The organism is Gloeobacter kilaueensis JS1 (assembly GCF_000484535.1).
In the GTDB taxonomy this organism is placed as follows: domain Bacteria; phylum Cyanobacteriota; class Cyanobacteriia; order Gloeobacterales; family Gloeobacteraceae; genus Gloeobacter; species Gloeobacter kilaueensis.
The window spans coordinates 4,468,385-4,493,149 of sequence record NC_022600.1; the positions used below are offsets into that span (position 1 = coordinate 4,468,385).

At 59.7% G+C, this 24,765-nt stretch carries 22 protein-coding genes; 12 read left to right on the forward strand and 10 right to left on the reverse strand.

Translation table 11 applies throughout. The features are described 5' to 3' along the window. Nucleotides 1–170 precede the first annotated feature (170 nt). On the forward strand, nt 171–1,979 hold the full coding sequence (gene lepA, locus GKIL_RS20740) for a translation elongation factor 4 (RefSeq protein ID WP_023175852.1): 1,809 nt from the start codon (nt 171–173) through the stop codon (nt 1,977–1,979). A gap of 29 nt (nt 1,980–2,008) precedes the next feature. Here lepA and GKIL_RS20745 read toward each other — a convergent pair whose 3' ends face one another. From GKIL_RS20745 to GKIL_RS20765, 5 genes are all read right to left on the reverse strand, one after another. Next, nucleotides 2,009–3,511, reverse strand: coding sequence for a hypothetical protein (locus GKIL_RS20745; protein ID WP_041244110.1), 1,503 nt, complete (start codon nt 3,509–3,511; stop codon nt 2,009–2,011). Between the two features lie 61 nt (nt 3,512–3,572). Beyond that, entirely contained in the window at nt 3,573–4,454 is an 882-nt protein-coding gene (locus tag GKIL_RS20750; RefSeq protein WP_023175854.1) for an ABC transporter ATP-binding protein, read from the reverse strand. A gap of 108 nt (nt 4,455–4,562) precedes the next feature. Beyond that, on the reverse strand, nt 4,563–5,141 hold the full coding sequence (locus tag GKIL_RS23960) for a pentapeptide repeat-containing protein (RefSeq protein ID WP_081705331.1): 579 nt from the start codon (nt 5,139–5,141) through the stop codon (nt 4,563–4,565). A gap of 159 nt (nt 5,142–5,300) precedes the next feature. Further along, complete coding sequence (locus GKIL_RS25440; protein WP_023175856.1) at nt 5,301–7,196, reverse strand: hypothetical protein; 1,896 nt, start codon at nt 7,194–7,196, stop codon at nt 5,301–5,303. Between the two features lie 489 nt (nt 7,197–7,685). Further along, nucleotides 7,686–8,435: a Uma2 family endonuclease gene (locus tag GKIL_RS20765; RefSeq protein ID WP_023175857.1), complete on the reverse strand. Its 750-nt coding sequence runs from the start codon at nt 8,433–8,435 to the stop codon at nt 7,686–7,688. Nucleotides 8,436–8,647: 212 nt separating this feature from the next. On the opposite strand from GKIL_RS20765, the gene pip reads away from it, so the two are divergent. The 4 genes from pip to add all read left to right on the forward strand — a co-directional run bounded on the left by pip (nt 8,648) and on the right by add (nt 13,445). Continuing rightward, the gene (gene pip, locus GKIL_RS20770; RefSeq protein WP_023175858.1) at nt 8,648–9,595 is read left to right on the forward strand and encodes a prolyl aminopeptidase; all 948 of its coding nucleotides are present in this window, start codon (nt 8,648–8,650) and stop codon (nt 9,593–9,595) included. Further along, nucleotides 9,592–10,509, forward strand: a complete 918-nt coding sequence (locus GKIL_RS20775) for a DNA polymerase III subunit delta' (protein ID WP_023175859.1) — start codon at nt 9,592–9,594, stop codon at nt 10,507–10,509. Before pip ends, GKIL_RS20775 begins: the two co-directional genes overlap by 4 nt. Nucleotides 10,510–10,639: 130 nt before the next feature. Then, nucleotides 10,640–12,361 (forward strand): alpha-amylase family glycosyl hydrolase, encoded by a 1,722-nt coding sequence (locus GKIL_RS20780; protein ID WP_023175860.1) that lies wholly within the window; start codon nt 10,640–10,642, stop codon nt 12,359–12,361. A gap of 43 nt (nt 12,362–12,404) precedes the next feature. Beyond that, nucleotides 12,405–13,445 carry an adenosine deaminase gene (gene add / locus GKIL_RS20785; RefSeq protein ID WP_023175861.1) on the forward strand — a complete coding sequence of 347 codons (1,041 nt, stop codon included), beginning with the start codon at nt 12,405–12,407 and terminating at the stop codon, nt 13,443–13,445. A 7-nt stretch (nt 13,446–13,452) separates the two neighbouring features. Here the strand turns inward: add and GKIL_RS20790 are convergent, their stop codons facing one another. Further along, nucleotides 13,453–14,229: a ChaB family protein gene (locus GKIL_RS20790; protein WP_023175862.1), complete on the reverse strand. Its 777-nt coding sequence runs from the start codon at nt 14,227–14,229 to the stop codon at nt 13,453–13,455. 185 nt (nt 14,230–14,414) lie between these two features. On the opposite strand from GKIL_RS20790, the gene GKIL_RS20795 reads away from it, so the two are divergent. Together GKIL_RS20795 and GKIL_RS20800 are read left to right on the forward strand one after the other, a co-directional pair. Continuing rightward, complete coding sequence (locus GKIL_RS20795; protein ID WP_023175864.1) at nt 14,415–16,418, forward strand: alpha/beta fold hydrolase; 2,004 nt, start codon at nt 14,415–14,417, stop codon at nt 16,416–16,418. Between the two features lie 13 nt (nt 16,419–16,431). After that, on the forward strand, nt 16,432–16,767 hold the full coding sequence (locus GKIL_RS20800) for a YnfA family protein (protein ID WP_023175865.1): 336 nt from the start codon (nt 16,432–16,434) through the stop codon (nt 16,765–16,767). Here the strand turns inward: GKIL_RS20800 and GKIL_RS20805 are convergent. Then, nucleotides 16,745–18,190, reverse strand: a complete 1,446-nt coding sequence (locus GKIL_RS20805; protein WP_023175866.1) for a carotenoid oxygenase family protein — start codon at nt 18,188–18,190, stop codon at nt 16,745–16,747. The genes GKIL_RS20800 and GKIL_RS20805 overlap by 23 nt on opposite strands. Before the next feature lie 97 nt (nt 18,191–18,287). On the opposite strand from GKIL_RS20805, the gene GKIL_RS20810 reads away from it, so the two are divergent. After that, nucleotides 18,288–19,613 carry a TIGR03279 family radical SAM protein gene (locus GKIL_RS20810; protein WP_023175868.1) on the forward strand — a complete coding sequence of 442 codons (1,326 nt, stop codon included), beginning with the start codon at nt 18,288–18,290 and terminating at the stop codon, nt 19,611–19,613. A gap of 44 nt (nt 19,614–19,657) precedes the next feature. Here GKIL_RS20810 and GKIL_RS20815 read toward each other — a convergent pair whose 3' ends face one another. After that, on the reverse strand, nt 19,658–19,858 hold the full coding sequence (locus GKIL_RS20815) for a hypothetical protein (RefSeq protein WP_023175869.1): 201 nt from the start codon (nt 19,856–19,858) through the stop codon (nt 19,658–19,660). Nucleotides 19,859–20,034: 176 nt separating this feature from the next. Beyond that, nucleotides 20,035–20,721, reverse strand: a complete 687-nt coding sequence (locus GKIL_RS23080; protein WP_023175870.1) for an alpha/beta fold hydrolase — start codon at nt 20,719–20,721, stop codon at nt 20,035–20,037. Nucleotides 20,722–20,825: 104 nt separating this feature from the next. On the opposite strand from GKIL_RS23080, the gene GKIL_RS20825 reads away from it, so the two are divergent. The 4 genes from GKIL_RS20825 to GKIL_RS20840 are packed head-to-tail and all read left to right on the forward strand — an operon-like array spanning nt 20,826 to nt 24,369. Beyond that, nucleotides 20,826–21,569, forward strand: a complete 744-nt coding sequence (locus GKIL_RS20825; RefSeq protein WP_023175871.1) for a DUF3153 domain-containing protein — start codon at nt 20,826–20,828, stop codon at nt 21,567–21,569. Nucleotides 21,570–21,620: 51 nt separating this feature from the next. Beyond that, nucleotides 21,621–22,901: a phosphoribosylamine--glycine ligase gene (gene purD / locus GKIL_RS20830; protein WP_023175872.1), complete on the forward strand. Its 1,281-nt coding sequence runs from the start codon at nt 21,621–21,623 to the stop codon at nt 22,899–22,901. Beyond that, entirely contained in the window at nt 22,898–23,776 is an 879-nt protein-coding gene (locus GKIL_RS20835) for an exosortase/archaeosortase family protein (RefSeq protein ID WP_023175873.1), read from the forward strand. The genes purD and GKIL_RS20835 overlap by 4 nt, the downstream gene beginning before the upstream one ends. Then, a complete protein-coding gene (locus GKIL_RS20840) occupies nt 23,734–24,369 on the forward strand; it encodes a hypothetical protein (RefSeq protein ID WP_023175874.1) in 636 nt (211 codons plus the stop codon). Before GKIL_RS20835 ends, GKIL_RS20840 begins: the two co-directional genes overlap by 43 nt. Here the strand turns inward: GKIL_RS20840 and GKIL_RS20845 are convergent. Further along, the gene (locus GKIL_RS20845) at nt 24,356–24,691 is read right to left on the reverse strand and encodes a c-type cytochrome (RefSeq protein ID WP_023175876.1); all 336 of its coding nucleotides are present in this window, start codon (nt 24,689–24,691) and stop codon (nt 24,356–24,358) included. The genes GKIL_RS20840 and GKIL_RS20845 overlap by 14 nt on opposite strands. Nucleotides 24,692–24,765 lie beyond the last annotated feature (74 nt).

Here is a 24,765-nt window from a genome sequence, read left to right on the forward strand (position 1 = left end):
CGGCGCTGTTTGGCCAGCCAATTTTGAGCAGTTAACTCCACAAGTTAGCCGGGAAGTTCAAGAAGCGATATGTCACCGGTCATGGTCGGTGAGCCTCCGGCCCCTGCGTATTCCTATAGTCCAGGGGCTAGGATTGAATCTGGAGATATTTGAACTTTTGTGACCCCGATATGACTTCCGTTCCCGTTTCGCGGATTCGCAACTTCAGCATCATCGCCCACATCGACCACGGCAAATCGACGCTGGCCGACCGGCTCCTGCAGGTGACCGGCACCGTGAGCGACCGGGAGATGACCGCCCAGTACCTCGACAACATGGAACTGGAGCGCGAGCGGGGGATCACGATCAAGCTGCAGGCGGCGCGGATGGAGTACGCCGCCAAAGACGGCGAGACGTACATTCTCAATCTCATCGACACCCCCGGCCACGTCGATTTTACCTACGAGGTCTCGCGCTCCCTCGCTGCCTGCGAAGGGGCGCTTCTGGTGGTCGATGCGAGCCAGGGCGTCGAGGCCCAGACCCTCGCGAACGTCTACCTGGCCCTTGAGAACAACCTCGAAATCATCCCGGTGCTCAACAAGATCGACCTGCCGGGAGCAGAGCCGGAGCGGGTGCTCGACGAGATCGAAGAAATTATCGGATTGCCCCGCGAAGGGGCGATCCTCGCCTCCGCCAAAGAAGGCATCGGTATCGCGGACATCCTCGAAGCGCTCGTCCACCGGCTGCCGCCCCCCCCCGACAAAGTATCTGAACCGCTCGCCGCTCTCATCTTCGACAGCTACTACGACGCCTACCGGGGGGTGATCGTCTACTTTCGGGTGATGAGCGGCTCGGTCAAAAAAGGCGACAAGATTCGCTTTATGGCCTCCGCCAAAGAATTTGAGATCGACGAGATTGGCGTCCTCAAGCCCTACCAGGTGCCGGTGGACGAGTTGCATGCAGGCGAGGTGGGCTATATCGCCGCTGCAATCAAGTCCGTGCAGGATGCCCGCGTGGGCGACACGATCACCCTGGTGGCGAACCCCGCCGCTGCCCCTCTACCGGGCTACCAGGAAGCGATGCCCGTGGTCTTCTGCGGCCTCTACCCGACCGACTCCGACCAGTTCGAGGACCTGCGCGAAGCGCTCGAAAAATTGCGCCTCAACGACGCCGCGCTGCACTTTGAGCCCGAAAGCTCCGGAGCATTGGGCTTTGGTTTTCGCTGCGGCTTTTTGGGTTTGCTGCACATGGAAGTTGTCCAGGAGCGGCTGGAGCGCGAGTACGACCTGGATCTGGTCACCACCGCCCCTTCGGTCGTCTACCGTGTCACAAAGACCGACGGCAGCGTGCTCGAAGTGCAGAACCCCGCCGACCTGCCGTCCGCCCAGGTGCGCGAGCAGATCGAAGAACCCTACGTCAAAGTCGAGATCATCGCTCCCCAGGAGTACGTCGGCACTCTGATGGAACTGTGCCAGGGCCGCCGGGGCATCTTCAAGGACATGCGCTACCTGACGCCCACCCGCACCACCTTGATCTACGAAATCCCTCTGGCCGAGGTGATCACCGACTTTTTTGACTCGATGAAGTCGCGCTCGCGGGGCTACGCCTCGATGGAATACCAGCTCATCGGCTACCGGCCCGGCAATCTCGTGCGCCTCGATATCGTCCTCAACGGCGAGCCGGTCGATTCGCTCTCCTGCATCACCCACGCCGACAAGGCCGCCGAAGTCGGACGGCAGCTCACCGCCAAACTCAAAGAACTGATTCCCCGCCAGCAGTTCCAGGTGCCGATCCAGGCGGCGATCGGAGCAAAAGTTGTCGCCCGCGAGAATATCGCCCCCTTGCGCAAGAATGTGCTCGCCAAGTGCTACGGCGGCGACATCACCCGCAAGAAAAAACTGCTCGAAAAGCAAAAAAAAGGCAAAAAGCGGATGAAGTCGATCGGCTCGGTGGACGTGCCCCAGGAGGCGTTCATGGCCGTCTTGAAGCTGGAGAGCTGATACAACAGCAAAAACTTTGCTGGTGAAATCTACTGACAGAGGTTTCTTCGCCGTTTCAAAGCGTGTCCTGCCTGAGCAATAAACAGCAGCACGGCACTCAAGGCTGCGTATCCCGTCTGCACGACGGGTGTGGCGACGCCGTACCACCCGGCAAAATCCAGCCAGCCAGTCCGCCCGCCGTCATTGAATATCAGATACAGAAGCGGAATAGCGAGCGCAATAAACGTCGTCGGACCACCGGTCCACGTCCCGAGAGCCACAGCGGCAGCAGTTACAAGGAGCAGGCCAATCGCCAGCGAGAGAGCAGCGGAGGGGTTCGAGAACAAGATTCGACAACCAGGCAGAGCGAAAAAACTCAGCGCCAGAAACACACAGGTGCTCCACTTCCACACAACCCACCGGTCCGGCAAATTTGGCACGACAGCGATAAGCGCGCCTGTACCCGCGAGTTTTTCACGCACCGGCACATCCGCCAGCAGCAACACCAGGATCAAGAAGAGGCAGGGAAGTGCAAAGCGCTGCAGGTACTCGGGGGGAGCCAGACAGGACAGGGCTGACACTGCAAAACAGAGCGCAACTACTTTGGGCCGCATTGCCCAGGTCAACAAGCAATCAGCAATGACAACGCGCAGCAGCCAGGGCAGCCCGGCAAGTCGCCCAAAGCACAGGCTCAGCCACTGCGGGTTTTCTTTTGTACTCACTCCGCCTGCTTTTTTGAAGCCCGGCTGAGGCAGGCGGGATTTACGTTTGGTGGGGTCAAATCGATCGAACAAAAAGTAGCCCATCCAGGCGAGGGGCACAATAACAGCTAAGGTTGCAAATCTGAGCAGGACTTGCGCAGGTTCAAAATGCAGTCCTGGAAAGATAAACGAGGGAAGGCCAGGCTGATAAGTTACAAGCCCGATAGAATAATTCCTTCCTGCCGTTATCAGCGATAGCTGTTCTACGGCCCAACCCATTCCGCTCACATCTATCAGTCGCGTCCAACTCAAAGAACCACCAATTACAAACTCAGCAACCGGCAAGCTGACGAGCAGTAGCCAGCATCCAAAGTAAATAAAACTTCCCAATCGTCCTGCCAGCAGAACTGTAGCTTCAAACGCGAACGCAGCGACCGGTACAAATAGCAGAACTGGCAGGAGGATCACCAAGTAGGTAGTGATGTACACTACCGGCTCAAAAGCAGCCTCCCCCCGCAGCCAGTGCATCCCCACAATGCTGAGGAATAAGCCGAGAGCAAGCAGCCAGAGGAAGGAGCCGCTGCCCAAAATCGCACCAAGCACATACTGCGCGTTGGTCATCGGTGTAGCGGCAATTGTCGAATCGGTGTGACTTTCGACCTCCCGCTGCAGTGCGCCGAATACCAGATAAAATCCCCAGAGGCTGACTATTACAGCACTCAGCAGGGCGGTGGCCAGAGACAGGGTAGCAGAGTTGTAAATAAGCCGTTGTCCATCGACCTGCATCAGCGTCATGCCGCTCGATCGATCCGGGATCAGGCTGTAAGCGAGTACGGGAAGCAAAAAAAACAAGAAAACTGTCCCCGGTTGACGGAGCCGGAGCTGCAAGTGCGTCCTGGCAATCGCTGCAATTTTAGATAGAAACATAACCCGTGGAAGCCAGCGGTTCGTTGATTGCCAAAAATGCCTCTTCGAGGGTCGGCTCTACCAAGTGAGCGTCTTCTAATGGTTTTTGAGGACACACCAGGCGCAGATGAACACCCTCCGCCTTCTGCACAACCGAGGAAACCTTATATCGTGTTTGTACCTCCGGTAGCTGCTGCGAGGGAATAACGGCCTGCCATACCTGCCCTCTCGCTCGATCTATAAGTACTTCGGGCGAAGCGCACTCGATAATTCTGCCCTTGTGCAGCACCGCCACTTCAGAGGCAACCGTTTCGATATCCGAGACGATATGAGTAGAAAAGACAACGATCCGCTCGCTGCCGATCCTGCTCAGGATGCTTTTGAAACGGTTGCGCTCCTCCGGATCCAATCCCGCCGTCGGCTCATCCACGATCAACACTTCCGGCTCGTTGAGCAAAGCAACAGCAATACCGAGGCGTTGCTTCATTCCGCCTGAGAAAGTACCTGCCGGGCGGTGGCTGACGTCGTGCAGGTTCACCAACTCAAGCAGTTCCATCGGGCGATTGCGGCTGGAGATTCCCTTGAGTGCAGCGAAATAGCTGAGGAATTCAAGAGCGGTGAGACTGCTGTATACGCCAAAATTTTGCGGTAAATAGCCTAACTTCTGCCGCAAAAAATCAGGTTGGGCAACGACATCGACATCCCGAAAAAAGATACGTCCCGATGTTGGAGGCGTCACTGTCGCAAGCATCTGCAAAAGCGTCGTCTTACCGGCCCCGTTGGAACCCAGCAAACCCAACACGCCCGTCTTGATTTCAAGGAATACACCAGCGACAGCAGGTTGCTGGCTTGATTTGTAGCACTTGGATAAGTTTTCCAGTATCAGCATAGTATTCGCTTTTCAAATTGTACTGCTAATGTGCGGTTATTTTTGTGAAATTTTAAAATGCCGCTCGTACACATGTGCAGAATTCTATACGGTGCCAGAGTCCGTGCCTTACCTACCTCCTAGACGCGGGTTGCCATTTTCCTCAGTGTCATCCAGAAGATTTGCCTCACGTAAATCTGTGCAAAACAAAATGGCCTTAGAGAGAGCAGCCCTGCCAATGGAAGCACCGCTTATAAGCGTCTCATCGAATCTTGCGCCATCCAGACTAGCCTTATAAAGATTGGCTCCTCGTAGATCCGTTGCTGCCAGATTTGCTCCTCGCAAATCTGCCTCTCGTAAGTTCGCCAGAAGCAGCGTAGCACTGTCGGCATTCACTTCGCACAGATTCGCTCTTTGCAAATTCGCCTTATCTAATCTGGCACCTTCGAGTGACGTATTTCTGAGAATGGCGTCAGATAAATCTGCCCCCTTTAAGTTGGCTCCAGATAGCACAGCATAGGAAAGATCAGCCCCTGCTAACTGTCGCCTTTCAGTCGGTATATTGACGATTTCCCAAACCAGCCTCCATTTCGGATCTAATTGCGTCTGCTCATCGATGAGAACTCCGTCTAGGCGGACGTGATTGAAGACCGTCCCAGACAGATTTGCACCGCGCAAGTCTGCCTGCTTCAGCAATGAGCCAGTCATAACTGCACCGCTTAGATTAACTCCCCGTAAATCTGGGCATACAAGAGCAGCCTGCAGACCCCGATGGCCCTCGGCGTACTTCCTCAGCAACTCTCGAACGTCACGAATGTGGGTCAAAGCTCATCTTGCTCCATATACAATACAGTGCGCAGCGAGACCTTATTGCTCGGGTGACTGATAACCAGTAGCCTTTTCAGCTATAGTCTTACCCACTTCGGAACCAGAAAAATACCCAACTGCACCACCAATCAAGCCACCAACTGCACCGCCCACAACCGTACCTAGCCCTGGCATTATAACTGTACCGATTGTTGCTCCAAGCCCGCCCCCTGCCTCTGCTCCAGCCCAACCACCAGCCCAACCACCAGCGATCCGAGAACCCTCAACAATTGAGTTGTCCCAATTACCAGTTTGAACGCTCTCGCTGATCTCATTTCCAAGCGACCAAGTATCTAGAGCGACCCCAGTTACTAGTGCTGCCCGACCGAGAGGCTTGGCTGCTTTTAGAGTTTTGCCCAGTGCTTCTTCAAAAGGTTCCGCTAAAGTGTGATCCGACTTACCGAAAGCCTGAAAAGACTTATTTTGGTTCCAATGCCAGTTCTCTTTATACATGTTCTTACCAGTTACCGGATCAACTTGTGTCTTCCCAGTTGCAGGGTCGATTACGGGGGTACTAACGTTTGGTCCGTAATCGAGGCGCAAGCCTCTCCACTTGTTAGGGTTGCCAGTTAATGAATCTACTTGGTTGACATATCCATGACTAGTGGGATTTTTGAAGCCTGAAATGTCTCGGAATGACAAGTTGAAATCAGTTGGAGTACCCTGGGAATTCGGCAACTGTTTCCAAATTGGATATGTTAATTCCTGTAGCAGTCCCGTACCAAACAGTCCTGCCTTGCCTGCATCTGCTAGAGCTGTACCACTGGGCTCAGCGTTCAGGCTTTGGTTGCCATCGTCGGCTGTTTGAGAACCGGTGGAAAGATTAGCATGTAACAGGGGAACTGCATCTTCATGAATCTGCTCTATCGGGACTGTAGGAGACTCAAGACTCATATCGGAGCAACTTGCATTTGTGTTGAATAATCCAAGTGCATCTTGAGGCAATAGTTCACCCAAGAGTTCAGACTCAACTATATTAGTGGCATACTGCCCATCACCGATAGCTTGCGTATCTAGCTGGTTGTTCTGCAAATTGCTAGATTCGTCACCTTCGAGTGGCATATTTCTTGTAAGAGCTAACATACTGTAACCGTCATTCTGACTGGTATCCACTTCATCTTCTTCTCTGTTATTGCCAGAGAAATTTTCTAGCTCAGCATCTCCTATTAACTGCTGGTTAGTCATATCAATCTGCCAATTATTGGAAAGCAGTTCCTCCTCCCAGTTGTTTCCACTCTCCAATGGTTGCCAGATCTCACTCCTACTATCGTAAAAATATTCAGCACTCACATCTGCATCAGCCTGGCTCTGGTTCAGGTTTTGCTCCCAGTCACTAGTTTCTCCAATATCAACATTATTCAAATCATACTCTGTGTTGTTAAAACTGTAGTTTTGCAATTCAAAAGCGTCATCTCTGACGCGCCAATCATACACGAAGCCTGGCACGTTCGGATCATCTTGTTCGTCTGTATAGCCTTCTAGCTGCTGACCTTGATTGATACCTTGCGGGTCATAGCCATTGTCTAGATCAAGATTACTAGAGTTAGAGTCGGATGAAAAATTTTCGTTGTCATAGCCTGTCTCTATGGCAGCCCAATCATCGTCTGGGTATGCATCACCAACTTGCCACTCGCTTCGGTCAGCATCAGTGCTAGTAAAGTCCGTCTCGTACTCCGACTCATCTAGCTCTCCTTCACTGTTGGCCCCACTGTCCTCAGCATATTGCGAATTTTCCTGTTCGGGGTCTGTGGTGTATTCCTGGCTCTGCTGGTCAAAAGCTGCGATGTACTCCTGGTCTGCTTGATCAAACTCTGCCATCTCGTCAGGTGGGTTTCCCTCAGCGTTAGAGCTGCTGTACTCGTCGCTGCACTCTGCAAACTCCTGCTCTTCATCCATGTTTCACCTCGAAGGTTGTCTATTGAAGGATTGAGTATACACGGATAAATGCTCTTCGCCAGTATAACAGCAATGACGGGAGATTAAGTACTGTCGGGGAAATCTTTTATTGTGGGAAGACAAGATCCTGGGCAGGTCCAGCAGGGGTGGAGGATTTACTACCCACGCCAACAAGGCCGCTGAAGCAGGAGATCAAAGGCACTTGGGGTTTGCCATGGCCGACCAACCGAAACCCCGGCTCCCTGACCCTGAAACCCGTAAGCGGCCTCGGGAGAATCTGCTTGTAGCCAGTGTAGGCTTACGCGAATGGAGCGCACAGATGCAGGCGACCACCGACGAACTTGACCGCTAGTACAACGAGAGCCCGATCGGCCAATTGCACGTGCGCCAAAGACCTCCAGGTGAAGTGGCAGCCAGCAAGGATTAGCAGTGACAGCCTTCATGCGTTTAGAAAACCTGGTTTGGATTGGCAGCGCAGACGAGGTGAGCTTACAGGCTATCCGGGTCGATCCCCGCTTCCTTGAGCTTCTGTGCGAGAGCTTCGGCCCACTGTTCAGCTTCTCTAGCGCGTTGCTCTGCCAGTTCGGCTCGTTCCGGATCAGAAGGAATCCACCGCCCTTCACTGTCGTACCACCGCAACCACTGCCGCTCCCAGTCGGCAAACCTTCCCCTCCACATTCCCAGACCGATCTGCAGTTCCTCTATCCACAGACGACTCTCGGACTGCTCTCTATAAAGCCCCGCTTCCAGACGAAATATCTGCAGCATGTCGTCTACCCGGTTGAAGAGCACGTAGTAGGGCACCTGCAATAGCTGCTCGTACACTTCCCACTTCGAGGGCGGTTGCTGGCCGCGCAGCGTCAGCCCCTGGTCTTCTTCGATCGTGTTGGGGGAAAGCAGTTCGACGACGACGAGGGGCGAGCGCCCTTCCTGCCAGCGCACATAGCTGAGCCTGCCGCCCTCGACGAAGCGGGGGACACTCACCACTGCAAACCAGTCCGGGCGCTTGTAGTACTTGGGATTGTTCGGATCGTAGTAGATATTCAAATCGGCGGCGGTAAGCACCTGCTCGATGGGCACAGTTGGGGGCATGAAGGTTTGAGTGAGCAGTTGGGGCTGCCAGTCGTGGAACTGGTCGGGCAAACCAGGTTCCTTGGGGTTCTCGCTTGGTAAATCGTACATCGTGGGCAAAAGCGGGTTTGCCAGCGGCAGCGGGGATCCTGGCTTGAAGGCATTCATCGCTTCACCAAGAAGCTTGTTGGCCTTCAGTTTATCTTTTTGAACACCTGACTACAGCGCTGAGGCCAGCCCTGGCTGGAACTGGGCGGACAGGAGCGAGTCGCGAACTCAGCACAGATCGGGGGTAAAGCAAAAAGCTGGGTGCTCCTGCTCATCGACGGGGTTTTCTGTGATCGCGTAGCATTTGGTGATGGGAAGCTCTGTCATCACCGATGCGCGAACTGTTTGCTGCGATTGAGCCCTACGACCAGGGGTTTTTGAAGGTTTCAGGACTTCATACGATCTACTACCAGCAGTCGGGCAACCCCAACGGCAGGCCAGTGGTCTTTCTGCACGGCGGACCAGGGGGCGGCATCGACCCCAGCTACCGCCAGTACTTCGATCCGCAGAAGTGGCGGGTAGTGCTCTTCGACCAGCGCGGCTGCGGACGGAGCACGCCCCACGCCGAGTTGCGCGAGAACACCACCTGGGATCTGGTGAACGACATCGAAAAGTTGCGCACCCACCTGGGGATCGAGAGCTGGGTAGTCTTTGGCGGCAGCTGGGGGAGCACCCTCTCGCTCGCCTACAGCCAGAGCTACCCGCAGGTGTGCAAGGGGCTTATTTTGCGGGGCATTTTTTTACTCAGGCAGTGGGAGCTGCTCTGGTTCTACCAGCAGGGAGCGAGCCGCATCTTTCCGGACGCCTGGGAAGAATTTGTAGCCCCGATTCCACCCGCCGAGCGGCACGACATGATCGGAGCGTACTACCGGCGGCTCACCAGCGACGATACCCAGGTGAGTACCGAGGCCGCCCGCGCCTGGTCACTGTGGGAGGCAGCCACCAGTAAACTGCTGCCGAACCCGGATCTGATTCGCCGCTTCGGTGAGGTGAAGTTCTCGACAGCTTTTGCCCGCATCGAGTGCCACTACTTCGTCAACAAGGGCTTTCTCGACTACGAGGAACAGTTGCTTAAAAACGTCGAGATCATCCGTCACCTGCCGGCGGCAATCGTCCAGGGCCGCTACGATATCGTCTGCCCGATGGAGACGGCCTGGGAACTCTCCCGCGCCTGGCCGGAGGCAGAATTTGTGATCGTCGATGACGCCGGGCACTCGATGAGCGAACCGGGTATCCGCTCAGCGCTCATCGACGCAACCGAGGCGTTTGCGAAACTGTGAACGCGGCGGTGCGCGGCCAGCCCCTGGCGATGACGCTCCTGGAGCGCGCTCTTGCCACTGGCCGGATTGCCCCGGCGTATCTATTCAGTGGGCCGCAGGGCGTCGGTCGGGCTCTTGCCGCCCGCGCCTTTGCCGCTGCCCTGCTTGAAAGTCCGGTGGGCCGGATCGAGCGGGGCAATCACCCGGACCTGCTCTGGATGGAGCCGACTTACAAAAAAGGCGATCGCCTACTCACCCGCGCTGAGGCGATAGCCGACGGTGCGCTGCCGCGCAGTCTGCCGCAGGTGCGCCTGGAGCAAATTCGGGCGATCACGATTTTTCTGGGCCGACCGCCGGTAGAAAGAACCCGGCAGGTGATCGTCATCGACGGAGCGGAGGCAATGGGCGAGGCAGCGGCAAATGCGCTCTTAAAGACGCTCGAAGAACCGGGGGCAGGCGTGTTCGTCCTGATCGCCCAGAGTGGTGCCCGATTGCTGCCCACCGTCCGCTCGCGCTGCCAGAAGATTCCTTTTTATTGCCTGGGGGCAGATCTGGTGGCGGAGATTCTGGCGGCTCACCGGGCAACCGTCAGCGCCGAAGTGCTGGCGATGGCCCAGGGCAGCCCCGGACGCGCCCTCGAACTGGTGGCCTGGCTGGAATCGGTTCCGGCGGAATTGCTCGCTGAGGTGCGCCAGTGGGCAAAGCAACCTGTCGATCTGCGCACCGCCCTCGGCCTCGCCCGGCGCATCGATGGCCAGCTTGCCCTCGAAGTGCAGATTCCGCTGGTCGATTATCTTGAACACCTGGTCTGGAACAGTGGGAGCTTCGACAGCACCGCCCGCCTCGAACAACTGGAGGCGCTGCGCGGCCAGCTTACCGGCTACGTCTCGCCGCGTCTGGCCTGGGAAGTTGCCCTGGCCGGTCTCAAGCGTTGAACGGGCAATTGTCCGGGAGAAAGCTATCGATTCTATCTGCCGGTAGATATCCGGTTGCGCCCCACACCTTAGATTGATGAGTAGCAGAATCCTCGTTCATCCAGCTTGGTGATTCTGCCCAGGGGAAGCAATGGTCACTGAAAAGAAACTTTCTAAACCGTCCGAATCAGAGAGCAAGCCTCTTGCAGGTTCACCCAAAAAACGCAAGACAGCCAAGCTCCGCTTTCAACTGCTCGCTCCTTACAACGAAAAAGCGAGCTTGGTCGGCTCATTTTCTAACTGGGAACCGATCGAGATGAAGCGGGGCAAGAAAGGCTTTTTCTACATCGATGTGGCCCTTCCTGACGGCGAATACGAATACAAGTTCCAGACAGTATCCAAGAGTTTCTTCGCCGAAGGCCAGACGGTGACCTTTGCGGACCCCTACGCCCGCCAGGTGGACGAAAAGAACCGCGAGAACGGCATCATCCGTATCAAAAATGGCGAGCGGATCACCGACGAATACACCTGGAAGCACGACGATGTGCCCCTGACAGCGGACGACCGGTTGATTATCTACGAGATGCACGTCAGCGCCTTTGGCGGCAACGGCTACCAGGAGGCGATTGGCAGGCTCGATTATCTGGTCGATCTGGGCGTCAACTGCGTACAGCTGATGCCGGTCACCGAGTATCCGGGCGAGCACTACTGGGGCTACAATCCGCGCTATGCCTTTGCTCCCGAGTCCTCCTACGGCAAACCGGAAGATCTCAAGGCGTTTATCGACGCGTGCCACGCTCGCGGCATCCGGGTAATTCTCGACATCGTCCTCAACCACTCCGAATCGGAGAGCCCCCTTACCCGCATCGACTTTACCTACTGGTTCTACCAGCCCGGCACCGAGCCGGACGAGCCGGGCAACGTCTGGGGACCGAAGTACAACCTCGAATTTTACGACAAAAAGTTCAAGCGCAACCCGGCCCGCGAATTTCTCTACGAACTGGTCGAATACTGGGTGCGGGAGTACCACATCGACGGCTACCGCATCGACGCGGCCCGGCAGATCAAGTACTTCGACTTTTTAGCCGAAGTGGCGCGGCGCTCCAAAGAAACCGCCGGGGTCAAGCCGTTTTATATCGTCGCCGAGCACATCCCCGAAAACCCGGCGATTACCGGCGCGGACGGCCCGGCGGACGGTGCCTACCACGAGACCTACTACTGGATGATCGACGATCTGATGGTGCGGAACATGTTCAGCACCGACCAGATCATCGACTCGATCAACCCCCTGCACCACGGCTATCCGGGACCGAGCAACGCCGTCAACTTTTACGAAAACCACGACAAGCCGCGCCTGTTACAGCGGTTGCGCGACGCTGGGATCAACGAAGAAGGCAGCTTCAAGCGCCTCGAATGTGCGGCGGCGCTGCTGATGACCTCGGTGGGCCTCCCGATGCTCTACCAGGGCCAGGCGATGGCCCAGGCGTATCCCCAGGACGAGCAGGTCCACCCGGTCGAGTGGGAGCTGCTGGAGCAGCAGCGCCACCAGGCTCTGCACGAGCGCTACAAGGGCCTCATCGCCCTGCGGCGCGAAAACCACGCCCTCTGGACCAACCACATCGACTTTTTCCACATCGACGAAGAAGCGCGGGTGCTCGCCTACGTGCGCTACAACGACGAGGGGGCGCGGGTGGCAGTCGTCGCCCACCTCGGAGACGGCTTCCTCGGCAACTACCAGGTGCCCTGCTTTCCGGTGGATGGCCACTGGCACGAGTGGACGCGCAACTACGCTGTCGAGGTCGATGGCGGCATCCTCAACGTCGAGCTGAGCGACTGGGACGTGCATGTCTTCCGCTTCGAGGGCCAGGGCTAGAGTAACGGCAGCTAAAGGTGGGTAAGGATGCGGAGGAGTGAGCATGTCACTGCGGGAGCGGATCGAGCAGATGCCCAAGGCCGAATTGCACGTTCACCTCGAAGGGGCCACCGACGCTCTGACCGTCTGGCAGATGGCCGGGCGCAATGGGGTTGCTCTGCCGGCCCGCTCCCTTGAGGAGTGGCGCGAGTTCTATCGCTTTCGCAGCTTTGGACACTTTATCGAGGTCTACAGGACGGCAGCCGGGACGATGCAGACGCTGGCGGACTGGGCACTGATGGTCGAACGGTTTTTAGACGAGCAGGCGCGGCAGAACATCCGCTACAGCGAGGTTTTCATTTCCTGCTCGTTTCAAGCTGACAAACTGCCGATCGACCAATGGCTGCACACCCTGGAGGCAGCGGCTGCCGCCGGTGAAAAAAAACACGGTATCCGGATGCGCCTGATCGCCGACATTGCCCGTGAGCTACCCCAGACCGCTTCCTGGGTGCTGGAATTCGCCTCCAAAGGAAAGCAAACTGGCCTCGTCGTCGGCCTCGGGTTGGGCGGGCCGGAGGGGGGTCATCCCCCCGAGCGCTTTGCCAAAGTGTACGCCGAGGCGCGACGGCGAGGATTACGCGTGGTTGCCCATGCCGGGGAGACAGTCGGCCCAGAAAGTATCCGTGGAGCGCTCAGCGCCCTGGCAGTCGAGCGCGTCGGGCACGCAATCCGTTGCCTGGAAGATCCGCAGTTGATGGACCAATTGCGAGCAGAGCAGATTCCTCTAGAAGTGTGCCCGACCAGCAACTATCGGCTGGGGGTAGTGGACGCCGGTACTGCCCATCCCCTGCGTCAGATGGTGGACGCTGGCCTGTACTGCACGCTCAATTCCGACGATCCAGCCATGTTTGGAACCGATCTCACCTCGGAGTACCTGCTCCTCGCAGAGCAGGGTTTTAGCTGGGAAGAACTCTGGCAGCTCAACTGCAACACACTGCAGGCCACTTTTTTGGACGCGTCGGAGAAGAACATTCTCAAAAAACAGTGGGACGGCTTTGGAGGCTGGGTGGAGACCAGCCCCCAGAGACTTCAGGACGACAATTAGCTAGCCTCTACGCCCAGGTGCCGTCTTGCTGGAGGGTGTAAGCCTTGCGCACCGCCTCCCAGGCAGCGGCGTCCGCCTGCTCGTCGCTGCCAGAAGCGCTATGGTCGGCGTTGTAGGCGTCGATGTAGGTCTTTTGGGCCGCCGGGGAGAGGTGCTCGCGCACGTGGGGAGCAAGTTCTTCGGGGCCACTGAAGCTGCCGGGTTTTTCGCGGGGCAGGGTCTGATCGGCGACGGTAATCTCCTCGCCCCCTGCCTCGCGCAGGATGCTCTCGATCTGGTCGATCTGGGCTGCGTACCCTTCGGCGACGACGACGAATTCGCCCGCCTCAAGGCGCGTCTGGTAGGTATTGATCTTGTCCTGGCTCATGCCGATCGTGGCGAGCACCGAGGCAAGTCCACCGCCCGCAGAACCGGCAATCGCACCCCCGGCGGCCCCAAGCAACGCCGCCCCGATCGGTCCTGCTGCCACCACCGCCCCGACAAAGGGCACAAACAGCACGCCGATACCGGTGAGAAGCGAGAGGGCCGAACCAAATAGCGCCCCGTAGATCGCCCCGTTGACCAGGCCGCCGCGAATCACATCGCCACGGGTGAGAAAACCGGAGACGCGGGTATTGCTTTGAAAGTTGCGTCCGACAATCGAGATGTCCTTGCGGTCGATGCCGCTATCGAGCAGGCGACGAACGGCCTGATCGACCTGTTGCTGGTCTTTGAAGACGGCGGTCACGGCCTTTTCGACTTCACCGGTGTAGACCGGTTTCTGCGACTCCAGACTCTGTACCATGCGCTGTATTCTCCCTCCCATAGGTGCCGATGCCGCGAGCGGGCAGGGGCACTGACGCCCATCAGCCTAGCAAGTCTCCATTTTGATGGTTCTATCAGACGACAGAACCAGCGGTCCTTCCAGGCTGTTCTTCGAGCGGAGTAGACAGATATCCTGGGTCTGCCCCGTCTCCAGGACCGTTGCCCGTGGCTATTCCCCATCGCCTGCTGTGCGTGCTTTCGCTGCTCATCGGCCTGTATCTCGCTCCGGTGGCAGCGGCAAGGCCGACGGTCCATCGGGCGGGCGAACCGCCCACGTCGGACCCTGGCGGCATCCGGGTCGGATCGCTGCAACTGCTGCCCTGCCGGGACGCCCCGGCCTACTGCGGCAACCTTGTACGGCCCCTCGATTCGGCAGCTCAGGTAGCGGGCACCATCGCCATTCACTTCGAGTACTACCCCCGGCGGCAGAGGTCAGAGCCTGCCCTCGGAACGATCGTGGCGGTGGAGGGCGGACCTGGCTATCCTTCGACCGGCAGCCGGGGCGGCTATCTTGGCCTTTTTGGGCCATTGCTCGACCACCGCGACCTGCTGCTGGTCGATAATCGCGGCACCGGCCATTCGCAGGTGATCGACTGCGAACCGCTGCAGACCCAGGATGTGCAGACGCAAAAGAATCTGGCACTGTGCGGCGCATCGCTGGGCCAGACTTCGGACCTCTATGGCAGCGGAGCGGCAGCCGACGATCTAGCAGCGGTGCTCGACGCTCTCGCTGTCGGGACGATCGACCTGTACGGCGATTCCTACGGCACCTTCTTCAGCCAGACCTTCGCCGCCCGTCACCCCGATCGGCTGCGCTCCGTCGTGCTCGATAGCGCCTACCCGGTCATCGGCGAATCGCCCTGGTACGTCGAGGACGCCCCGGCGATGCGCAACGCCTTCAACGTCGTCTGTCAGCGCTCGCCCCACTGTGCAGCGCTGGGCGGCAGTTCGATCGCCCGGATCGAGCGGCTATTAGATGCGATTCGCCTCGCCCCGATCGCCGGTACGGCTTTTGACGGCGACGGCCAGTTGCGGCACGTCCAGGTCGATCCGGGCAGTCTCGCCTACTTGATGTTCGCCAACGCCACCAGCCGGGTCGTCTACCGCGAACTCGACGCTGCTGCCCGCGCCTACCTCGATCGCAACGACAGCGCTCCCATCCTGCGACTGGTGGCGGAGAACCGGCTGGTGGGCGACGCGCGCGATCCGTCCGCCGAGGCGCGCTACTACAGCCGGGGGCTTTTTGCGGCGGTGAGCTGCAGCGACTACCCGCAGCTCTACGATATGACCGCGCCGCCATCGGTGCGCCACCAGCAGCGCGATGCGGCCTTTGCCCTCCAGCAGCAGAGCGATCCAACGGTGTACGCGCCGTTTACGATCCGCGAATTCAACCGCCAGCCCCTCGACTACAGCGTGCTGGATCTGTGCTTGAACTGGCCGGTGCCCTCCGAAGCCCACCCGCCCGCCCAACCGGTGCCGCCGGGAGCCCGCTTCACCCCGGCCCCGGTGCTCGAACTGTCGGGCGAACTCGACTCGCTCACCGCTCCGGCGGATGGGCTGGCGGCGGCGAACCTGTTTGAGAATGGTCAGCAGGTACTGGTGGCCAACAGCTTTCATGTGACGGCGGTGGGCGATCTGGACAATTGCGCTTCAAAGCTCGTGCGCAACTTTGTCGCCAACCTCGATCCGGGCGATACCAGTTGCGCTGCTCAAATCGCCGAGGTGCGGACGGTCCCTGATTTTGTAACTGCCGTCGCCCAGGTGCAACCGGCAAGCGCCCTGCCGGGCAACCGGGCAACTGCAGCGGACCGGCGCATCGCCGCTGCCGCCGTCCTTGCTGCCGGAGATGCCTTCAGCCGCTGGTGGGTCAATTTGAGCGGTTCCGGGGTGGGCCTGCGGGGCGGCAGCTTTCGCTACGGGCTCGCCCAGCGCCATCTCTATCGCTTCTGGCTCGACAACCTGCGCTGGGTAGACGATGAAGCGGTCTCGGGCAGCCTCGACTGGAACTTTGCCACCGGCCAGATCACGGCCCACCTGAGCGTACTGACTCCAGCAGGCGCGTCCGGTACGATCGATGTTTCCTGGCAGGACCGCCAACCCCAGGCCCAGGCCAGCCTGAGCGGTACGATCGCCGGTCGAACACTGCAGGCGACGATGCCCGCGCCTTGAGGAGGAAATTCCTGTGCAACTGGTGCAGTCGCTGCTGTATTTTTTGCTGGCGGGTCTATGCGAGATCGGCGGCGGCTACCTGGTCTGGCAGTGGCTGCGGGAGGGCCGGCCCTTCTGGTGGGGAGTAATCGGAGCGCTGGTGCTGGTGTTCTACGGCGTCGTGCCGACCCTGCAGCCGGTATCAGCTGGTTTTGGCCGGGTGTACGCTGCCTACGGCGGTGTGTTTATTTTTTTGAGCCTGCTTTGGGGCTGGCAGATTGATAAGAACCCCCCCGACCGCTACGACCTCATCGGCGCGGCGATCGCCCTGGCGGGGGCGGGGGTGATCATCTACTGGCCACGGGGCTAAGTCCGGCCCGCCAGGTGCCATGAAAGCCGTGGGGGATGACCGCAGGCAGAGCGAGGCGACAGACGGGCGGCGCGTCCAGGGCCGCCGCGTCAAAGATCCAGACTTCGCTTGCGTCAGCTTGGGCGTCGTAGATCACCGTGAGCACCCAGCCCTGGTCAGGTTGCTGGGCATCTGCCGCGTAAATCGGTTCAGAAGGGTAGCGGTGTTCTCCCAGATCGGCCTCGGTGAGCTGGCCTGTGGCGTAATCGAAGCGACCAATCGACCGAAAGTGCTCGCTGCCGATGTCGCTCTCCCGGCGCAGCAAGTTCAAGTAAAGACAGCGGGCGGACCTGCCGGTAGCGGTCGGATCGAGCGTCGGAAACTCGCAGCTGCGATCGACGAGCACTTCGCTCTCCAGCAGGCGGCCTGTGGCCACTTCGAGGCGCAGCCGCCAGAGCGCAGCGGGAGAAGCGGTGTGGGTCGAGCCGGTGGCAAATTCTTGCAAGAAGCGGTTCGAGCGAAAGTCCTCGTAGCGGCACAGATCGACCACCAGTTCTCCGGTTTTGCCGACAAAACCGTTGGCAAAGTGCCACTGAAAAAAGGGCGGCAGTTGGGAACGGCTCACCAGTTTGAGACTCCGGCGATCGACGATGTAGAGGCCCGTGCCTTTTTCGGGCTGCCATTCCATTGCTGCGCTGTAGCTCGCGAGACCCAGCACCACCGGCAATGGATTGATGCGCACCGGCGGCACGCAGAAGACCAGATAATCTCCCGCCAGGGCAAAGTCGTGAACAAGGGGAATGCCTTCTAAGGCGATGCTCGCCCTTTGCCGGACCCGGCCCCTCGCGTCGCTTTTATACAGGTGGAGGGTAGAGTTGAGGCCCAGGCCAACGCCAAAGTTAAAAATCTCTCCGGTGTCCGGGTCGCACTTGGGATGGGCCGAGTACGGGTCGGATTTCAGTGCGCCCAGGTCATCGAGGCCGTGGGTTTCGAGGGTGTCCAGATCCAGGCTGTGGGGGAGGCCGGCTTCCCAGAGGGCGAGCAGGCGGTCGGGTAGGGCGAGGACGCTCGTATTGGCGGCATTTTTGAACGGCTTGCCCCAGCGCTCCCAGATTGCTCCGGGGGCAGTCATGCCGTAGTTGCCAAAGAGGTAGCGGCCCGCTTTTTCTTCCTGCCGGTAGCCCGCCGTCTGGACGTAGCGGTAGGTGGCCTGGGCGGTACCTGCGGCAAAGTGAACAGCAAGAATCGCCCCGTCGCCGTCGAACCAGTGCCCGACGCGCTCGCCGCCCCGCCCGAGGCGGCTCGGCCCGTTGCGGTAGAGCGAGCCGCGCAGGCCCGTGGGCAACTTGCCTGCGACAATTTCAAGCGGGGTGAGGGCAAACTCCTGCCCCGGTCGGGCGATCGCCCCCGCCCAGGGCCGCTGTTCGAGCTGCTTGACAGCCATTTTTCTTTCTCGTCTGACTCGATACATCGATCTTGCACTGCTATGGCGCGAAGACAAGCAAACCTGCCTGGCCAAAGCCTGCGTTAGCCTGGAGGATATGGAGAACCTGCGCATCAAACCGGCCCTGGTGACGGCGATCCGGACCGGATCGATCGCCGAGCAGCTCGGTTTTGAACCGGGCGATCGGCTGGTGGCGATCAACGGCACGCCACCTAGAGATCTGATCGACTACCAGTTTCTGTGCGCCGAAGAAAATCTCGCCCTCACCGTGCTCGATGGTGCCGGTCAGACCCACCAGCTTGAGATCGAAAAGGACACAGACGAAGATCTGGGCCTCGAATTTGCCACCGCCCTCTTCGACGGGCTCATCCAGTGCAACAACGCCTGTCCTTTTTGTTTTATCGACCAGCAGCCGGATTTTTTGCGCGACACGCTGCACCTCAAGGACGACGACTACCGCCTGAGCTTTCTGTACGGCTCCTACCTGACGCTCACCAACCTGCCGCCCGCCGAATGGGAGCGCATCGCCCGGCTGCGCCTCTCGCCGCTATTTGTCTCCGTCCATGCGACCGAGCCGGAACTGCGCGCCCGCCTGCTTAAAAATCCCCGCGCCGCCCAGATTCTCAAGCAGCTCGAATGGTTCAAAAAGCAGCGGCTGCAGATCCATGCCCAGGTGGTGCTCTGTCCTGGCCTCAACGACGGTGAACACCTGGAGCGGACGATTCTGGATCTGGCCAGTTTTTCGCCGACGGTGCTCTCCGCCGCCGTCGTGCCGGTGGGCCTCACCCGCTTTCGCCCTGGGTTAGACGAGCTGAGGGCGGTTACGCCGGAGTGTGCTCAACAGGTGATCCGCCAGGTACACAAACTGCAGCGCCGCCTGCAGCGCGAGCTGGACACCCGCTTTGTCTGGCTGGCGGACGAGTGGTATCTGCTTGCAAAAGAAGCGATCCCGGCAGCTCGCCACTACGAGGGCTATCCGCAGCTCGCCAACGGCGTCGGGGCGCTGCGCCGCTTTCTCGACGAATTTCAGCGCCACACCCGCCACCTGCCCGCCGCATTGCCGGCTCCCCGGCGCTACAGCTGGGTGGTGGGCACCGCCGTCGAGGGCTGCTTTGCGCCGATCGTCGAACGCCTCAATCAAATCGCCGGACTTGAACTCAGATTGCTGGCGGTGCCAAGCCAGTTCTGGGGCCAGCAGATCACCGTCACCGGCCTGCTTACCGGCAGCGATCTGCTCGCTGCTCTCACAGAGCAAGACCTGGGGGACGCGCTTATCCTGCCTGGCCTGATGCTCAAGGAGGGCCAAGTGTTTTTAGACGATCTGAGCGTGGAAACATTGTCGGAGCGCCTCGGCGTACCGGTGCGCGTCGTCAATGGTGGAGCCACAGCTCTGCTGGCTGCCCTCGACGTTCTTCGCCACTGATCTCGAAGCGAGCAAACTGTTAAAAATGGAACGTCTCAGATTTTCTAGATCGCTTCAGAAGTGCGGCTTTGAATTTTGACGACCGTCAGCGTCTGCATATCGCTGCGGCCCCGGCGCGCCCAATCGACGTTGAGAACGGCGTAAGTGTCTTTTTCAGTTGAGAAAGTAGCGCCGACCGTGAGCGGTTCTACTTGCCGGTGCGTGCCAATCAGCCGCTGGCGGGCATCGACAATCACGTATTCCATCAGTCCCTCTTTGTTATTAAAGGCATTTACCCGAACCACAATCGCTTGCAGCACGGTCGGTTACTTGAGTCCCAATCTTTATAGCACTGTAAGGAACTGCACCCTTGAATATTTGCAAAATATTTCACACTCAAAACTCGAACCTCCGTCCAGCCCGGCCAGAGGGACAGATGTCCCTAGAGGTTGGGCAGTCCGTTCTGTAACCAGCGGGCGAACCCAACCGGATCGCTGTCCATGGGCAGGTGTCGGCAGGGCAGAAGGGTGAGCCCGGCGTCGGGCAAGCTGTCGCGCAACGTTCGCAGGGCCGAGGGCGGAGCGATGGGATCCCAGAGACCCCCGGCAATCTCGGTGCGGACGCGCAACTGCTGCCAGTCCGGCGGCTGCCAATCGCGCAGCGAGCACCAGGTGCGCCGGATCACCGCCGGCGCAATCCGAGCGGCTGTCGCCGCACGCGGAAAGGAAGCGATCAGGGGCACCAGCCAGCCGCGCTGGGCGTAGAGCAATTCCAGCGGTTGCCCGACAAACCACTCGTAGAACTGAGAGGTAACGGGCGGAATATCCACAGCCGGGCAGACCAACAGCAGCCGCGAGAGCGGTGCAATCTGGCGCAGGGCCAGCTCGATCGCGACATTGGCTCCCAGCGAATGGCCGAGGAGAACCAGGGGCCGGTACTCAGCCAGCAACGGCGCAAGATGGTCGGCACAGGCGGCTACCGAACTGTCGGCGTCGGCCTGGGCCTCCAGCGCGTGACCGGGCAGATCGACGGCAATCACCCGCCAACCGCGCTCCTCCAGCCAGCGGCCCCAGTCCTGCCAGTTGGCAGCACAGTCGGCGGTGCCGTGGATTAAGGCAATCGTCTTCACATTCGTCCGATTCGCTCTTTAACAATCATCGTTCACCTGTCCGGCGGCTGGTTCTTTTGGCTCGGCTGTCGCTTTGCTGTACTACAGTGAAGGTGCCCTCAGCGATGTCGTCGATGAAATTTCAGGCGCTGCTTGTCAGTGCGCTGTGCGCTTTTTTGGTATCCGGCTGTGTGTCCTACCGGCTCGGTGTCGCTTTTGATTGGTGGGGAGGAGGCTCAGTCGAGCAGTTGCTGACGATCGACTCTACTTTGCTGCAGGCGGGGGGCACCCAGGCCGAACAACTGATAGCCGGGCTCAGGCGACGCACAGCCGAGTTGGGCGGCACGAGCGAGCGCAGCGGCGATCAGTTGCGCCTGACGATCCCATTTACAAGCGGCGACGACCTCGAACAAAAGCTCAACCGCTTCCTCGGTCAGCCCCTCCAGACAAAAAGCCCAAGCGTAGCGCTGCCGGCTCCGACTACCTCCGCCCTCAAACAGACTCCCACTGCCCCTGCCACCGGTCCGCTGCGGCTGGTTGCCCGCGACTACTGGCTCTGGAGCGACTATCAGATCAGCGCCGATCTCGATTTGCGCAGTCCCTTCGGTGCGGTCAGAACCGTCAACCTCGTTCCAGGGCTGTTGCAGATCGAATTTGTTCTGAGCACACCCCTGCCCGCCCTGCGCTCCAACAGTCAGCAGCAACAGGGCCAAACCCTTATCTGGCAGATCCAGCCCGGTGAAGTCAATCATCTGGAGGCGAGCTTCGTCGTGCCCAACCTGGCCCTCATCGGCTTGCTGGTGCTCGTCGCTGCCCTTGTGCTGTTTACCCTGCTGCGCCGCCGCCAACTCACCTGGCAACGCAAGTAGAACAGTTTACTACTCTCTCGAATACCGTGAGGGTCTGGTAAAATTTGGCCGATGGCTCTGAAGATACTGGTGATTGGCAGCGGGGGCCGCGAGCATTGTCTCGCCTGGTCACTTGCCCGCTCCGATGGGGTCGCCCAGGTCTGGATCGCCCCTGGTAACGGCGGCACGGCGGCAGAGGCCAAGTGTGCGAATCTGGCGATTGCACCGCTCGATTTTGCAGCGCTGGTCCGTTTTGCCAAAATCGAGCACATCGATCTGACAGTGGTCGGGCCGGAAGCGCCCCTCGCCGCCGGTATCGTCGATGCTTTTAAAGCAGAAGGGCTCGCGATCTTTGGCCCCACGCAGGCGGGGGCACAGCTGGAGGCGAGCAAAGTCTGGGCCAAGGCGCTGATGGCCGAGGCCGGTATACCGACGGCGGCAGCCCAGAGTTTCAACGACCTGGCCGCTGCCTGCGATCATGTGCGTGCAGTCGGTGCGCCTGTGGTCATCAAAGCCGACGGTCTGGCTGCAGGTAAGGGGGTGACGGTGGCCTTCACAACCGAAGAAGCCCTCGACGCCCTCGATGGTCTGAGCCGCTTCGGCGAAGCCGCCGCCACGATCGTCGTCGAAGAATTTATGGCCGGAGAAGAAGCCTCGGTGCTCGCCTTCACCGATGGCAGAACGATTCGGGTGATGCTCGCCGCCCAGGATCATAAGCGCATCGGCGAGGGGGACAGCGGTGCCAATACCGGCGGCATGGGAGCCTACGCTCCCACGCCGCTCGTGGGCAACGCGCTGCTAAAACAGATCGAAGCAAAGATTCTCGTTCCGACCGTCGAAGCGCTGCAGAAGCGGGGCATCGACTACCGGGGAGTGCTCTACGCCGGATTGATGATCGACGGGAGCGGACAGGCGCGGGTGGTCGAATTTAACTGCCGCTTCGGCGACCCGGAAACCCAGGTTATCCTGCCCCTACTGGAGACGCCCTTAGAAGAGGTGCTGCTGGCCACCGTCGCTGGCCGCCTTGAGGCGGTACCGCTGGTCTGGCGGACAGAAACGGCGGCCTGCGTGGTGCTGGCGGCGGCGGGCTATCCCGGCGAGTATCGCCAGGGCGATGCGATCAGCGGCCTGGAGGCGGCCCGCGCCGAGGGTGCCTGCATCTTTCATAGCGGCACCCACCAGGTGGGCGAGCGCACCCTTACCGCCGGTGGCCGGGTGCTGGCGCTTACCCACCTGGGAGCCGATCTGCCCGCTGCTTTGAACAACGTCTACCGGGCGGTCGCCCACGTTCACTTCGACGGAGCCTACTACCGCCGCGACATCGGCTGGCGAGCGCGGAGGCTTGGGCTGTGAAGTCTGCGGGCCGGCTTGAAATCGCACTCTGGTGGGCGCTCGTGGGGGCGGTGGTGCTCTGTTTTGCGCCGGTTCTTCTGGTGATGGGCGGGCTTTGGGCCATCAGCGGCGGACTTGAAAACCGGGCGATTGCCCTCATCGCCGTCGCCTACCTGGTGAGCCGTCAAAAAAATCTGCTGGGCGCACCGCCCGCTGCAGCCGTCTTCCAGGCACTGGGGCTTTTTGTGCTTGCCTGCGGGCTTTTTCTGGTGCAGCTCCCTGCCCTCAGCCTGCAAAATCTCGCCTTCTGCCTCGCTCTGACGGGCCTGGCGCTGTTTCGCTGGGGACGGACGGCTGTCGATAGCCTGGCCAGGCCGCTGCTTATCGTCGCGATGATCATGAGCATCAACGGCCTGGCCGACGGCTGGCTGCCTGCCTACACCCCCGTTGTGCAGTGGCTGCAGCATCTGGTGGCTGGACTGGGAGCCTACCTGCTCTGGATGGCGGGCCTGCCGGTCGTCCTCAAGGAGACGGTGATCACCGTCGGCGGGCTGGGCGGGGTCGATGTCAACGCCAACTGCTCGGGCATCCGCAGCCTGCTGGAGGTGGGAACCCTCGCTGCCGTCGCGATCATGACCATCTCCCGCCGCTCCTGGCTTGATAATCTGCGCTACTTTTTGCTGTGCGAACTGGTAGTGCTCGCCCTCAACGTTCTGCGGATCTTGCTTCTGGCCGTCGCCATCGCCTATACCAACCCCCACACCTTCGAGGCGCTGCACGAGGGATGGGGCGCTTCGCTCTACGGCAGCGGCATCAGCGCCGTGATCGTGCTGTTTACTTCCTGGTATTTCCAGTGGAATCCCTTCGACTCCCAGAGCGGCTCCGCCTCGGCCTGACGGCGGGTGCGCTCGTTGTGACAATTCTGGCAGGCTGGCAGCTCTGGCGGGGGTCCGCCAACCCCCTCGTCTACCGCAGCGGCGAGCAAAAACAGCGCAGCCAGTGGCAGCGGCTGGCCCGCGATCTACCAGGCGCGCTGGCGGGAGGCACGCTGGTGAGCGAGGACGCCAATCAGGCAAACGTGGACTTCGCCTCCCCGGCTCCCCCGCTGCGGCAGATCCGGGTCGTTCTGCTCTATACAGGCAGCCTGCTCAACGCCGAGCACACCCAGAGCTGGGCAAAGCGCGGCTACGAAGTGGTCGAACAGCCGCCAGCGATCGCCCGCACCCGCTGCGAGCATCTGATCAAGGGTGCCGAGCACAGGGCCCTGCTGTCGTACTATCTGAGCGCGAGCGAACAGTATCCCGACTTTGCTGCGATCCAGCAACTGCTGTTGTCCCGTCGCCTCGGTGCGCGCCGCTCCGAGTGGCTGTTGCGCGTCGAGTTGCCCTTCGACGGCAACTGCCAGACGACAAAAACGATCGCCCCGCTGCAGGCAGACCTCACCGGTCACCTGCAGAACTGGCTTAAAAAAGCCGCTAAAGACTTTTAAGATAGCTGAGCAGGTCCGCCATCTGGCGTTCGTTCAGCTCGAATTTGGGCATCGGCGGTGTCTGGCCGCTGGTCACCTGCCGGATGAGCTGCACGTCGGACTTGCGCTTTTTAACGTCGTGCAGATTTGGCCCGATCCAGCCGTTCGCCTCGGTGCCGTGACAACTGGAGCAGTTGCGCTCAAATAGATCCTGCCCCTGGGGCAACTGGCCGTGGATCGCGAGCACCTTTTGCTCGTAGGGAGTCTGGGCTCCCTCGGTGATCGAGTTAAAAGCGAGGCCCAGAACGCCCACCAGCAGCAGGGCGATCCCCGGAATGGCCATGGTTTTCCAAGACAGTCGGACCATCGGTGTTAAGGACTCTTACTATTTTTGTGTTCCTATACATCGAAGTTTAC

What these genes read in the sequence shown, in the direction of transcription:
- GKIL_RS20805 (WP_023175866.1), bottom strand. Translation starts at nt 18,190, where the DNA reads ATGGCTGTCAAGCAGCTCGAACAGCGGCCCTGGGCGGGGGCGATCGCC.
- GKIL_RS20780 (WP_023175860.1), top strand. Translation starts at nt 10,640, where the DNA reads ATGGTCACTGAAAAGAAACTTTCTAAACCGTCCGAATCAGAGAGCAAG.
- purD (WP_023175872.1), top strand. Translation starts at nt 21,621, where the DNA reads ATGGCTCTGAAGATACTGGTGATTGGCAGCGGGGGCCGCGAGCATTGT.
- lepA (WP_023175852.1), top strand. Translation starts at nt 171, where the DNA reads ATGACTTCCGTTCCCGTTTCGCGGATTCGCAACTTCAGCATCATCGCC.
- GKIL_RS20815 (WP_023175869.1), bottom strand. Translation starts at nt 19,858, where the DNA reads ATGGAATACGTGATTGTCGATGCCCGCCAGCGGCTGATTGGCACGCAC.
- GKIL_RS25440 (WP_023175856.1), bottom strand. Translation starts at nt 7,196, where the DNA reads ATGGATGAAGAGCAGGAGTTTGCAGAGTGCAGCGACGAGTACAGCAGC.
- GKIL_RS20810 (WP_023175868.1), top strand. Translation starts at nt 18,288, where the DNA reads ATGGAGAACCTGCGCATCAAACCGGCCCTGGTGACGGCGATCCGGACC.
- GKIL_RS20845 (WP_023175876.1), bottom strand. Translation starts at nt 24,691, where the DNA reads ATGGCCATTCCGGGGATCGCCCTGCTGCTGGTGGGCGTTCTGGGCCTC.
- GKIL_RS23960 (WP_081705331.1), bottom strand. Translation starts at nt 5,141, where the DNA reads ATGACTGGCTCATTGCTGAAGCAGGCAGACTTGCGCGGTGCAAATCTG.
- GKIL_RS20825 (WP_023175871.1), top strand. Translation starts at nt 20,826, where the DNA reads ATGTCGTCGATGAAATTTCAGGCGCTGCTTGTCAGTGCGCTGTGCGCT.
- GKIL_RS20765 (WP_023175857.1), bottom strand. Translation starts at nt 8,435, where the DNA reads ATGAATGCCTTCAAGCCAGGATCCCCGCTGCCGCTGGCAAACCCGCTT.
- GKIL_RS20790 (WP_023175862.1), bottom strand. Translation starts at nt 14,229, where the DNA reads ATGGTACAGAGTCTGGAGTCGCAGAAACCGGTCTACACCGGTGAAGTC.
- pip (WP_023175858.1), top strand. Translation starts at nt 8,648, where the DNA reads ATGCGCGAACTGTTTGCTGCGATTGAGCCCTACGACCAGGGGTTTTTG.
- add (WP_023175861.1), top strand. Translation starts at nt 12,405, where the DNA reads ATGTCACTGCGGGAGCGGATCGAGCAGATGCCCAAGGCCGAATTGCAC.
- GKIL_RS20750 (WP_023175854.1), bottom strand. Translation starts at nt 4,454, where the DNA reads ATGCTGATACTGGAAAACTTATCCAAGTGCTACAAATCAAGCCAGCAA.